We start from the raw sequence: 12,648 nt of genomic DNA, 5'->3' as shown, positions 1-12,648 counted from the left end.
CGTGTCCTGGAACCTCGGCGACCGCTGCTGGCTGCCGCGCCACGCCACGTCAGGCCAGGTCATCGAGCGCCTGTTGTTGTGGGGTCAGGCCAGCGTTCGTGTCTGGTTGCCAGAAAAGGACGCGGTTGTCCGTGTCACCGAAGATGAACTGCAACCCATCGATGCAGCTTTCCCCGGCGTCGACCGCATCCTTTACCTGGCCGCGGCAGCGCGGATTGCCGATGCGCTGGCCGAGAACGTGCTCCTGGCGCCGATGCAGTCCGCCGTCACGCCGCTGCCACACCAACTCTACGCACTGCAGCGGGTCACCCGCGGTGATCGTGTCCGCTATCTTCTCGCCGATGAAGTCGGGCTCGGCAAAACGATCGAAGCCGGCCTGGTCGTTCGTGAGCTGAAGTTGCGTGGCCTGCTTCGGCGCGTCTTGGTGGTCGCGCCGAAGGGACTGACAGCGCAGTGGCAGGCAGAAATGCGGGTGCATTTTCATGAGGATTTCCGGATCCTGTCGCCTTCGGATTTTCCGGCGATGCGGCAGGTTCTCGGACGTTCTGCCGACGCCCAGGACAACCTCTGGCGCACAGCGGATCAGGTGATCTGCTCGCTCGATTCGGTCAAGCCGATCGAAGCCCGGCGAGGCTGGAAAGCCGAAGATGTTGCCGAGTACAACCGCGAGCGCTTCGATGACCTGGTTTCTGCCGGCTGGGATCTGGTCATCATTGACGAGGCGCACCGAATGGGTGGCGCCACGGCACAGGTGGCACGACACAAGCTCGGCGTCGCCTTATCAGAGGCCGCGCCGTATCTGTTGCTGCTATCGGCGACACCGCACCAGGGCAAGACCGATGCCTTCCATCGCCTGATGACCTTGCTCGATCGCGATGCGTTTCCGGATGAGTCGAGCATCAGCCGCGACCGCGTCCGCCCTTACGTCGTTCGCACCGAAAAGCGAGCCGCGATTGATGCCAGCGGCGCGCCACTGTTCAAGCCGCGTCAGACCCGGCTGACCCCGGTGGCCTGGGCCGATCGGCATCACAAGCAGCGTACGCTCTACGAAGCGATTACCGGCTACGTGCGTCACGGCTACAACCAGGCGCTGAAGACCAGGCAGCAGCATATCGGCTTCCTGATGATCCTGATGCAGCGGCTGGTGACTTCGAGTACGGCGGCAATCCGGGTGACGCTGGAAAAGCGCCTGAAGGTGCTGCGCCAGTCGGGTGGACAGCAACTCGGTCTGTTTGACGAGGAATCCTGGCTGGAACTGGACGGCGAAGCACAGGTAGCCTCGGCGATCGATCTGGCCGGCTGGCGGGGCGAAATGGCTGAAGTCGAGGTCTTGCTCGAAGCGGCCCGCGAGACGGAAGCCGCGGGTACGGACGCCAAGGCGGAAGCTCTGCTGGAACTGATCTACAAGCTTCAGCAGGAGGAACAGGATCCCGACCTGAAGGTACTGGTCTTCACCGAGTTTGTGCCAACGCAGCGGATGCTGACCGACTTCCTGCAGCAGCGCGGCATTTCGGTCGTCGAACTGAACGGCACTATGGCATTGGAGCAACGGCTGCTCGCCCAGCGCACCTTTGCCGAAGCGGCCCGCATCCTGGTGTCGACCGACGCCGGTGGCGAGGGCCTGAACCTTCAGTTCTGCCATGTGATCGTCAATTTCGACATGCCTTGGAACCCGATGCGGGTCGAGCAGCGCATCGGCCGCGTCGACCGGATCGGCCAGAAGCATGTGGTTCGGGCGATCAACTTCGTCCTGGAGGACACCGTAGAGCATCGCGTTCGCGAGGTACTCGAGGAAAAGCTCGAAATCATCGCCCACGAATTCGGCGTCGACAAAGCGTCCGACGTGATGGATTCGGTTGAGGCTGAAGCACTGTTTGACGACCTGTTCGTCAAGAGCCTGGTCGAACCGGAACAGATGGGATCGGAATGCGATCGCACGCTGCAATCGATTCGCGAGCAGATGGCTAGCTCGAAGGACGAGCGGAACCTGCTACCGACGACAGAATCGCTGGTGGCCGATGAAGCCAGGGCGCTGATGGAACATCCCCTACAGGTCTGGCTTGAGAGGATGGTCGTTCATTACCTTCGTGATCAGGGCGGTTCGGCTGAGCGTGGCCCGCTCGGTTGGCGCCTGCACTGGGTGGATGGTAGCGAGGACGCCGCAGCGATTTTCGATGTTTCGGCAGACGACCCGCGCCAACGCGTCCTGACCCTCGAAGAACCGCGTTTGCGCGGACTGGCCTCGCGTTTGCCACAGTGGACGGAAGGCATGTCGATCCCCGGTGTTCGCATTCATGGATTGCCGACGAGCGTGAGCGGAGTCTGGTCGCTCTGGGAGGTTGCGCAGAGTTCGGATGCCGTCACTGGTGTCGCCAACAAGCGCCGCTTTCTTCCCTTGTTTGTGTCGAAAGACGGCCGCACTTACCTGCCCACCGCAAGACGGGTCTGGGACCTGTTGCTGACCGAATCAATCGAACTGAGCAGTAATGATGTTGCCGGCGCAGACGCCATCCAGGCATTTGCCAAGGCACAGGAAGTCGCAACGCTGCATGGCGAGAAACTTTATGCAGAGATCGCCAGCGAGCAGAAAGAGTGGCTGACCCGCGAAACCGAAAAGATGGACTACGCCTTTTCGGCTCGCCGGCGCTTGATCGAAAGAGTGGGTTTGCCGGCGGTGCGGACGCACCGGCTGACGCGTCTGGAACAGGAGATCGCCGAGTGGCGGCGGCAGTCCGCATTGGCGCGGGCGGCAACGCCATCTCTGACCGCCATCATGATGTTGCGGGTGGGAGCCTGAAACCATGAGCGCCTGGTTTGATCGACTCTTGTCCGCGCTGACGCCCGATCATGGGCGATTGCATGTGGCGCACGATCCGGACATCGTGCTGCTTGACGAAGACACGCTGTCGGCGCTGGCCGATCGTGGCTTCACCGTACTGACCTACCAAGACGAAGTGACTTTCCGGCTGGAGTTTGAAACGCGGTTTCGCACCCGCTGGGACGATGGTGCGCCGGGCGAAACGCCGGCAGTGCTGCTGCACTACTCTGGCGAGTCGCTCGATGACTTGCCCTGGGATGTAACGCATGCGGCGGTGCTGCATCGACTGTCGCTCGCCGAACTGTTCCCCGACCTTGAGCTTTCGGTGGTCCGTGCCATGCCGGTGGAGCTTCTCAGCCGGCTGTTTGATCGCTACCTGCTCCAGCGACCCGGCGGCCTCGGCGCGAACGCGACTGCGGACTTCATCCTCCTGAACGTCTTCAAGATCGCCGACGTAATGATCGAGACCGACGCAGATTTGCTCAAGCTGTTGCTCGACACTCACTTTTGTCGCGTCGAATTGCCACGCGTCCTGGTGATGCGCTTGGCGGCGCAATTGTCTGTCCAGCCGGGATTTGCGGCCTGGCCGCTGGTGCAGCTCTTTGCGGACCGGGCGAGCTTCCTGCTGTTCATCGAAGAGCGCTGGCGGATCGCGGTGGGCGGCGAAGAGCAAGCCGTCAGGCCGGGATTCGAGGAAAGCCCTGGTCCGCCCTACCTCCTCGTTCCGGGGCCGGCCACCCTGCCCTTCGGTAACGACTCCGTGCGTGCCATTCTCGACAACCTCTTCACCGAAGGACATTTGCCGCGCTTCCGCGTACATGGGGATGGACCCAAGCTTGCCCCATGGATGCTGATGGGTGTGCAGGTCGACGATCAGCGTTTACGTTCGAAGCAGTTGTTGAATCTGAAGTTACGACTTGAAGAGAGTTTGCCTGCGTCCGAGGCAAGGCACGGGGACTGGGTGAAATTCGGATGGGCCTTCGCAGAGCTGCTTCATCAGTGGCATGCCATGCCGCTGGATTTCCGACCAGATATCGACAAGGAGCTCGGCAAGCTGCAGGCGTCCATCGATGAGCGTTTTTCAGACTGGCTATCGCTTCGCTACGGACAACTATCTTCGTTGCCGGCGGTCACCGCCCCGGTCATGGGGCATCACGTCGCGCCGTACCTGAATCGGCGAGTCGCAGCTGGCGCCAGAGTGGCCTTGGTGATCATGGACGGCATGGCCATGGATCAGTGGCTGGTGCTCGAAAGTCACTTCGAACAGCGAGGTCGCGGCATCCAGGTTGAACGTGGCGGGATGTTCGCGTGGATGCCAACGCTGACCAGCATTGCACGGCAAGCGATCTTTGCCGGGATGGTACCGCGCTATCTCAAGAACATCGGGACGACCCAGGGCGAACCCGCAGCGTGGACGACGTTCTGGACATCGCATGGGCTTGCGTCGCAAGCGGTCGGCTACATCAAGGGTATCCAGCGCGTCGACCAACTCGACGAAGTCGATGAGTTGACCGCAGGCAGCCAGATTCGCGCACTCGGTATCGTCGTCGACGCGATTGACGTAATCATGCATGGCATGACTCTCGGTACGCGCGGCCTGCACAAGCAGGTGGCCACCTGGGCCGAGCAAGGCGTACTCGAACGACTCTTCAATCGTCTGCTGGGGCTTGGGTTCGAAGTTTTCGTGACTGCTGACCACGGCAATATCGAGGCACGCGGTTGCGGCAAGGTGATGCAAGGCATCCTCGCCGACACCCGCGGTGAGCGGGTGCGGATCTACGAAGACAAGGTGCTCTGCGACAAGACCATCAGTGAACTCGGTGACCGTGCCGAGCCCGGACCAACGGCAGGTTTGCCCGGTAACACCTTCCCGGTTTATGCCGCAGGTCGTACAGCTTTCGTGACCAAGGGAAGCTCGGTCGTCGCGCACGGCGGGCGGGCGCTCGAAGAACTGGTGGTACCGTTCATTTGCGTTCGTTCAAGCGAGAAGCACAAGAAGGAAAAGGACGGTCACGCAGCATGAAGCCTCTACCGAACATCGGCTTCGATCGATTCATTACCCGCTCCTGGCTGGATTTGGCGCTCAACATCGCCGCCGGCCAGCGCGAGCGGCCCGAACTTGTCGCGCTCCTGGAACAGGACATCGTCGGCGTCGAGGCACGCAGCAAGACATCGATCATCCTCAACCGCATGTGGCTATCGACGCATCCATCGCTGCGTGACTATGCGGCAGCCGGCGTCGCCATCTATAAGGCCCATCCGGAGGTGGATACACTTTCCCTGCACTGGGGCATGGCCCTGCGATCGCATCCGTTTTTTGCGTCGCTAACCGAGTCGATCGGTCGCCTGCTGAACCTTCACGGTGAGTTCACCTCGGCCCAGATCACGCGCCGGCTCAAGGAACAATACGGTGATCGCGCATCAATCCTGCGGGCAGCAGAAGCGGTGTTGCAAACGCTGGTCGGGTGGAGCGTGATCAAGGTCGAGAACGCCAAGGCCAGACGCTTCAGCGCTGGGCCGCCCACGAGCATTCAGTCAGTGGCCGTGTCGCTATGGCTGATCGAGGCTTCAGTCGCGGCGGCCGATCGATCGGTGAGGCTGACTGACAAGCCTCTTTGGCTGTTCCCCTGGGCGCTCGCGAACCTGGTTGAGCGTGACGTGCTGGCTGACGGAAGATTGGTCGCGCATCGTAGTGGCGACGGGAATCTGTGGCTGGCTCTCGGGAGCGGCTAGCCTATCGGGTTGCGACGCTCGTCGCTAGAATGTCGAGATGTCGAAACAGATTTCTCCCGCAACCCCGGAACTCAATCGTCTTCGGGCGGCGGCTGGCCTTATCCCCATCATCGAGGCCGGCTTGACCGACTCAAAGCTGTCCGCCGAAAGAGCAGCGTTGATGGCGTCCTTCTGCGAATGGACAACCGAGAACCGCTCCACCGATCCCGAGGCTATCAAATTGGCGGAAAGCGTTGATGAAGGCCTGCAACGCATCAAGATGGCGCTTGCGTCTGCCGTGTGAAACGCCCGTCGTTTCGACATCGATTGGCTTGGACCGAGAAGTCCAGATTCGTGCGGGACGTAACACGGCTGCCGTTTCGTCGTTTTTGAGCGGGGAACCGTGGTCTGCCCCCGGAATAATCGTCATTACAAGAAATGGGGGCGTTCTGCTTCGTGGGCTCACAACGCGATCTCTAAGTTCCAGGCACCGTGAGATTCGAACGACGCACCCTGAACCCCGCTGACCATGAACTTCGCAATCCGTTGATCCTTCGTTGAAAAGATGCCCCACTTCGTAAGACATTGGGAGCATTCTGCCAAGAAGCCACCGGTCCTTGGCTTGAAGCTGGCGAAGGCTGACTTGCCGCAGTGTCTACAAGTTGCCAGCACGGTCAGTCCATCGTCCCTACGTCGGATTTCAGACCGTGACTGGTCATTGATCTGCTCGGAATTCAACCAAATTTCCAGTTGCTTGTGCTTGGCGTCGGAGAGAGGCGTTGCCATTGCCAACCTGGAAGTGGAAGTGGAAGAGGCCGATGTCGCGATTCCAACGGAGATTAACCATTGGGAAGCGGCGTCTGGAAGGGTGGGGAGCGGATCACCGTAGCCCGTGAACAAGGGTTTCCACAAGAAGCGCTCAATCAGAACGCGAATTCGCTCCAGTCCATAAAACTCTAGTGGATTGACAATCACCGGGCCAGATGAGCCCCAGGGGCGTTCGGGCGACACAGATTCCTGGACAGCGCCTCGGGAATGACAATACACTCGGATCCGGTCGGCAGGCAGGCCAATATTCCCACCGTCAGAAAGTGGATACAAGGCTGGAACGATGATCAGCCTCGCTCCCGAGTAGGTTAGCAACCATTCATCGTTCTGCCGGACCATTTTCCCCTGATTACCGGCGAAGGTGAAATGGATGGTTGACTTCCCTGCGTCCAGTTTCAGGAGGCGGATCTCGCTCAGTACTCGGCGTACCAGCATCCCGACATAGAGGACGTAATGCTCGAATAGCTTCTGGTTCCGGTCGTAAACCTCCGCCGGGGCCGCCCGCATCTCGGCAGCTCGATTCTGGTATAGAAACCAGAGTTCGCGCAGGTGCCGATAATGCTGATCGTGCTGAAGAATATTCGTGTCTCTGAGCTGCTCAGGGACTTGGGTATTGCGCGGAATGCGACCGTACAACTCGCTTTGTCGTAGTACGTTGATTCTCTTCGCCAAGCTGCTAATCACCTCCATCGAACTATCCGCTCTATTGATAGCTAGCTCAGTTTCTCTCTCGGACAGGGCCTCTTCCCAAAGTTCGCACAGGGAAGTCCGAAAACGATGGTAAAGATGCTCAGACTTGAGGTTAAGGAGTCTCTGCGCTGCCTGATATTTTCTCGTGAGAGCTTCTACCATCGCAACCCTGTTCCGCAGATAGCAATCCAGTCGGTCAAGAAGACGGGCAAAGACACAATTCTCGTATATCGCCCATTCATCTTCGCTGAACAAGGCGAGTATCCGCTTGGGCTGGACTCCAGAAAGGGTACGCCGATGCCAATCTTCCGAGTGGGCAGCCAAGCGAATCTCGGCAGCAGGTGCAACCCTTGTAGCGCGCGACAGGGGCGACACCTCCGAGCAGTAGTACACGCTGGACCTTGGGCGACGGGCGATCTCGTGCAGATGCTTCATGAGTCTTACAAGGGCTTTATCCAGGTCCGTCAGCTCAGCCAGCTCCCCCAACCTGGCGGGCATCAACGGACAAAACTTGATCCCCCCCTCTTCCATGACGGTTTGGACCAGCGTCGCCAGTGAAAGCGCTAGCAAGTCGTGTTCGGCGACTTCCGATTCCGAGCGCCCGCTTTCCAGGAAAGCACCGTTCGCGCCACCGATGTGGCATTGCGCTCGGCCATCGGAGAGAATGGCCTGCCGAGCATTCAGCGGGATGTCGCCGTTAACGCAGGAGGGAGCAATCACTCGGTACCGCCCGGGCTCCACAATCGACGGTAGAGCGACTTCCCTGCCGAGGTAGCGGTCAAAGACCCTCAACCGCCACGCTCCAGGCGTTTGATATCCTTTTCAATGGCTATTAGGCAACGCTTAGCCTCCATCCCGGGAAACGCTCGATGCAAGGTCTCGACAAGAGCCTTGGCGATGGCTTCAAGATCATCCTTTTTGATGTCGTAACGGCCAGTCACCTTGCCTAGCCGGAAAATCCGAGATGCCAACAGGTGATCGAGTGCTGTTGCAAATGATCCTCCTGCCGCCTTTACCACTGGAAGGAACTTCAAGGCTTGGCGCTCGAAGCGATTTCCCCAACCCCGGTCGAAACGTTCCTCGAGTACCTTCGTCAGTTCGCTTTGACCGATAAAATGGAGTGCTTTCAATACTTCTTCGCCTTCTGTCTTCTGAGCCTGAGAAAAAAGTTCTTTCAGAGTCCGGAAATCGTATCTCGTCGGTTCGAGGCCTTTCCTGACCGCGAAATTCTTCTCATGGCGCGGTAGCTCCATGACGAAGGCACGATCGTGGGTCTTGTCTGCCAACTCGTTGGTTGTCTCGTCCTGGTTCGCCGTCCCGATAAACCAGACGTTTTCGGGCAGTTCAATCTCTCGGCCCTCCCATAGATTCCTGGGATGGTTCAGCGGGGCAGACTCGAGCAGAGTTACCTTTCGATGTCCGGGTTTCTTCTCCAGAGCGGACAGGAAATCCGCAAAATACTGCTCGGGTCGGGACAGGTTCATTTCGTCCAAGAGGATGACGTTGAGCCTGTCCGCGGCATAGGGTGTTTGCGCCCTATATAGTGCCTGCAGACAATCCTTTTCGTAGTAGCGCCTCTCAAAGGCATTGTAATGCCCCAGCAAGTCGGCCCGATCGCGCCACCCCGCTTGCACCGCGATATCGGTACATTCGCCACCCACTGCTTCGGCAAACGCCTTGGCCAGGCTGGTCTTGCCGGTACCGCTGATGCCTTGCAGCACATGCAACTGGCTCATGGCCAAGCCGCCCACGAACAACTGCAAATCTTCAATCCGGAAGAACAGAGGGTTCTGAGGTTGCGTCGCGGCAATCCGGTGCTGGAGCTCATCGGTAAACGTTTTGAGGTCTCCCACGGGATGAACCGATGCAGGGGTCTGGAATCTGGATTCCACATCCATCCGGCCGAGCTCCGGGAAGGCACCTTGGTTTTGCTGAGCGTCGGTGAGCCCTTTGATTCGCGATTCGAGGTCGTTGAGATGAGCAGACAGAAGTTCTTTGTTTCTTTCGAGGAGACGTCTTTCGGTCGCCCATTGTTCTTTTTCCAGGACACCCAATCTGCTCAAGTGGTCTCTTTGTTTCAGCTCCTCGAGCTCTGGACGCAGATTCCTCAGTTCATCGACCAGGCGGTCGCGTTCAGAGCGCACGGCTACGGAGTCATCACGTGCCTGGGCCTCCTCAAGTTCCTGGATGCGCAAGTCCTTCTCCCGGCCGTCGCGTCGTAGATCATCGAGTTCCTCCAGAACCTTCGCCGGCGACCTTCCTTTCAGTTGGGCGGCCATCTCTGCATGCTCGTCGAGGCGATCATTTGCCGCATCCAGATCCGCGGCAAGCCGCTGACCGCGTTCTCCTAGTTTTCGGATCTCTTCCTGCCTGGCTTCCAGATCGGCAGCGCTTGCGTCCTGGATTTGCTTGCGAATAAGCACCTCCAGGTGCTCACGACTACGCTGTGAGATATCGAGACGACGCCGTTGCTGATCCAGAAGATCCCTCTCGGCAGCGAGTACGGCCTCCGCTTCATCAACTTCCCGTCGCCTTGATTCGAGATCGTCCCGAAGTCTCTGTGCTTCTTGTCTGATATCCTCGGACACCGCTCTGCGCCTCTGCTCACTCTCCGACTGCAGGCTCAGTCGTTGCTTTTCAAGCCCATCAATCTCGGCACGCAACTGCTCCAATGCCGTCCGGTTTTGCTCCGCAAACCCGGCACGGGCATTGGCCTCTCGCGCTTCTAGATCACGCTCTCTGCTGAGAAGTTGTGATTCTTTCTGGATCTGCGCTTCATCGAGTCGCAGTTCACGGGAAGACAGCTCAGACAGTCTCTTTTCCAGCTCGCTCGTTCGCTGGATCAACTCATCTTCCCGTTGTCGCAGCTCCAGTTCACGCTCATCCAGTTGTGTTCGTGCGTACTCGCTTTCAGCACAGGACTTTTCGGCACGAAGCTGCCCTTGCTCATGCTCCTTGATGGCAGACTGAAGTAGCTTGCCGAGTTCATTGAATTGCGTCACGCAGCCTTGGAATTCGGCCTTCCGCTCTGCCGGTAGTGCCTCGTGCAAATCCTTAAGCAGTTGTTCGTCCCACTCCGGCTTGGCAACACCCAAGGTAGCCGTTGTCTGCCCTACTGCAGACATCAGATTTCCCAAGACGCCACTGGGCCTTCTTGCGGGACTTCCTGCTCCGTTTGTTTGCGGCCGTTGTGCTTGCGATGGGGGTCTAGGTTTCTTGGCCATATTTAGTACCAGTGATGAAACTGAGCCATCCATTGGATGGCGAAGTGGGATGATTCCAGGACCTGGTCTCGATCCCCTTTCACCCCCGAAGCATGGCCACTCACCTTGTTCCGATCGTCCGCGAGTACCGGGAGACGGTCGAGGGCAAGATCATTCGCGTCCAAATGTCGAAACGGGTGATCTGAGCGCTCTGCAGCGCAGAAAACCGCTCCAGCGAGTAGTGCCTTAAGAGGACGGTTCTGTTGCCGAATAGCATCGGCGATGCCTCCCAACGGCTGTCCCGCCAATTGATCGACGACTCGTGAGCTCAGTCCGGGTAGCCTAAGATTCCTGAAGACGTCTTTGGCCTCATCTCTGCTCCAGTACTTCTTGCTTGGCCATGAGCGAGTATCGATTGGCCATTCTCGCAGCAGCCACTTGAGGACCGCCTCCAATAGATTGTTCACCTCTCCTGCCAAGGTGCCGAGTTCCTCGCTATGGACTTTCTCACGGCCTTCGATCTTCTTCCGTTGTCGCAAGATTCGCCCCAAGTGCTCGCGGATCAGTTCCTGACCATCCAGGAAAGGGTAGTCTCCGAAGAGTTCGAACGACACGCATTCCTCGACCTGACACAGCCATTCGGCTGCTGAACAATTGTCGGTTGGCACGTCAGGTACAAGTTTCTGCATCTTGCTGATCAACCCCGTGTTTCGTGGCGCTAGGTCGAGCAAGGGTTTGCGCAGCCAAAATGCTGCTCGCCTCAACCGAAAGGGATCGCTCACCAACCAGGGTTGAGGCTGGCCTTCATCTCGGTAGAGCTCGCACCACAGGTACATCGGCGTTGCATCGCTGGCGATGCTCTCGATGGCTTGCAGGTGAAATCCGGATTCGCTAGAACGATCGTCCCGCCTGGCCGCTCCCAGGTCCTTCCGGTAAGCCGCATACGCGGCGGTAAGGGCGACTGGATCGACAGAAGGAGCAACAAGATGGGGAAGAACAAACGGCGTCTCTGGTCGCCCTCGCTCCCGCTCCAGGAGGAAAACCGGCCGGTTGTGGCGGTTATGCTCCAACGGAGAAATCTCCGGCAAATTGGCAACGAAACGAGGAAGCCAGGCACCATTGATGGCGTCTTGAAAACCATAGCCGACCCTCAATTCAAGCCGGCTATCTTCGGCCTCATCCAGAACCGCCATCCCGGAAGGCGTGAGTTTGAACGCTGCGTCAAGCCAGCCCTGGGGTTGCAGCTGGGTAGCAACGATGAACTGTACGAGTTCAGGATGCAGCGCCAGGAACTCTGCCACCACCTTCAGGTCGCGGATCCCGGCGCGCATCAGGCCAAGGATCGCCTCCTGAAACACATTTGCCCCCAGGCGCTGGTCCTCTGATGGGTAGAGGACCTTCCAGACATGCACGGGCCATAAAAGATTCTGTCGGTGATCCAGCGGGGCTTTCGGTGGAACAAAAAGATAGCGATCAGCGAACAAGGCCGTGCACCCCTTCGCAGAGTTTCAGGAACGTGGCCAACGCCGGCACTGCTTCCTCCGCCTCTCGGCCCCTGGCCATGGCCCGGTCACCCACCACTACCAGGAGGCTGCGCTGGCGGCTCATGGCCACATTCATGCGGTTGCTCAAACGCAGGTGGCCGTACTTGCGGTTTGCGGCCTTATCAAAGAGATCGCCTGCTCGGCTATCAGCGGGGAGTCGTATGGCGTTGGAGCGAACCACGGAAAGCAGCACGATGTCGAATTCCTTGCCCTGGAATGCGTCCACCGTGCCGATGCGCAGGCGTTCGATGCCACTCGGTGTCCTGCGCCATTCCTCCGTGATCTGCCACTCTCGGCTTTCCTCATCCCGAATCGTGATGCTGGGATGATGGGCCAATTGCCGAAATATCTCGTCCCTCTGGGCACTGTAGAACGTGATGACACCGATGCTGACCTCTGACCGCAAGCGTTCAATAGGCGAGCCACCTCCCGGGCAATGTACTTGGCTTCCGACTGGCGCCTCCAACTCCGACTGGTCCCGGGGCGGTTTTCAGCACCATCGACCAAGGGCACATCGAGCCAGGCACAAACCTTGTCCTCGTAACCCGGATTTTTTCCATGAATTCGCAAGCAGGCCTAACCGATTCAACGGCGCCAACTTTTCTTTCTCGTAGAACTCTTTGCTGACGAACTCACCGAGCACTGGGTGCATGCGGAACTGAGTGTCGAGCATGACTACACGCGGGAACCCGTCCGCAGCTTCGCGATCCTTCAATTGGCGCCACAACCGCTCGAACAGACTTTCACTAAAGGCGCTTCGCTGGTCGATACTGAGCCCGTGCGTTTCCACTACTTCGCTCTCAACTTCCGGTTCCAGCAGGTGGGGCAACTGCCGGTGGTCGCCAACCAACAC

General features: G+C 58.9%; 9 protein-coding genes. 4 read left to right on the top strand and 5 right to left on the bottom strand.

Translation table 11 applies throughout. The annotated features are described in order from the left end of the window. The first annotated feature begins 1 nt into the window (after position 1). The 4 genes from QZ648_RS24200 to QZ648_RS24185 are packed head-to-tail and all read left to right on the top strand — an operon-like array spanning position 2 to position 5,834. Positions 2–2,797 (top strand): helicase-related protein, encoded by a 2,796-nt coding sequence (locus QZ648_RS24200; RefSeq protein WP_291998526.1) that lies wholly within the window; start codon positions 2–4, stop codon positions 2,795–2,797. 4 nt (positions 2,798–2,801) lie between these two features. Continuing rightward, on the top strand, positions 2,802–4,841 hold the full coding sequence (pglZ, locus tag QZ648_RS24195; protein WP_291998525.1) for a BREX-3 system phosphatase PglZ: 2,040 nt from the start codon (positions 2,802–2,804) through the stop codon (positions 4,839–4,841). Continuing rightward, the gene (locus tag QZ648_RS24190) at positions 4,838–5,551 is read left to right on the top strand and encodes a hypothetical protein (protein ID WP_291998524.1); all 714 of its coding nucleotides are present in this window, start codon (positions 4,838–4,840) and stop codon (positions 5,549–5,551) included. Before pglZ ends, QZ648_RS24190 begins: the two co-directional genes overlap by 4 nt. A gap of 37 nt (positions 5,552–5,588) precedes the next feature. After that, entirely contained in the window at positions 5,589–5,834 is a 246-nt protein-coding gene (locus QZ648_RS24185) for a hypothetical protein (protein WP_291998523.1), read from the top strand. 158 nt (positions 5,835–5,992) lie between these two features. On the opposite strand, the gene QZ648_RS24180 is transcribed toward QZ648_RS24185, so the two are convergent. From QZ648_RS24180 to QZ648_RS24160, 5 genes are all read right to left on the bottom strand, one after another. After that, positions 5,993–7,768 carry a hypothetical protein gene (locus QZ648_RS24180; RefSeq protein WP_291998522.1) on the bottom strand — a complete coding sequence of 592 codons (1,776 nt, stop codon included), beginning with the start codon at positions 7,766–7,768 and terminating at the stop codon, positions 5,993–5,995. Positions 7,769–7,836: 68 nt separating this feature from the next. After that, positions 7,837–10,173, bottom strand: a complete 2,337-nt coding sequence (locus tag QZ648_RS24175) for an AAA family ATPase (RefSeq protein WP_291998521.1) — start codon at positions 10,171–10,173, stop codon at positions 7,837–7,839. A gap of 101 nt (positions 10,174–10,274) precedes the next feature. Then, positions 10,275–11,735, bottom strand: coding sequence for a hypothetical protein (locus tag QZ648_RS24170; RefSeq protein WP_291998520.1), 1,461 nt, complete (start codon positions 11,733–11,735; stop codon positions 10,275–10,277). Then, positions 11,725–12,201 carry a C-terminal helicase domain-containing protein gene (locus QZ648_RS24165; protein WP_291998519.1) on the bottom strand — a complete coding sequence of 159 codons (477 nt, stop codon included), beginning with the start codon at positions 12,199–12,201 and terminating at the stop codon, positions 11,725–11,727. Before QZ648_RS24165 ends, QZ648_RS24170 begins: the two co-directional genes overlap by 11 nt. A gap of 84 nt (positions 12,202–12,285) precedes the next feature. Beyond that, a partial coding sequence (locus tag QZ648_RS24160; protein WP_291998518.1) for an AAA domain-containing protein occupies positions 12,286–12,648 on the bottom strand: 363 nt, incomplete at its 5' end.

It is taken from the genome of Candidatus Accumulibacter sp. ACC012, assembly GCF_907163155.1.
Classification (GTDB): Bacteria; Pseudomonadota; Gammaproteobacteria; order Burkholderiales; family Rhodocyclaceae; genus Accumulibacter; species Accumulibacter delftensis.
This window is presented reverse-complemented; position numbering and strand designations above follow the sequence as displayed.

Coding starts and splice junctions, on each gene's coding strand:
- QZ648_RS24190 (WP_291998524.1), top strand. CDS start 4,838: ATGAAGCCTCTACCGAACATCGGCTTCGATCGATTCATTACCCGCTCC.
- QZ648_RS24185 (WP_291998523.1), top strand. CDS start 5,589: ATGTCGAAACAGATTTCTCCCGCAACCCCGGAACTCAATCGTCTTCGG.
- QZ648_RS24175 (WP_291998521.1), bottom strand. CDS start 10,173: ATGTCTGCAGTAGGGCAGACAACGGCTACCTTGGGTGTTGCCAAGCCG.
- pglZ (WP_291998525.1), top strand. CDS start 2,802: ATGAGCGCCTGGTTTGATCGACTCTTGTCCGCGCTGACGCCCGATCAT.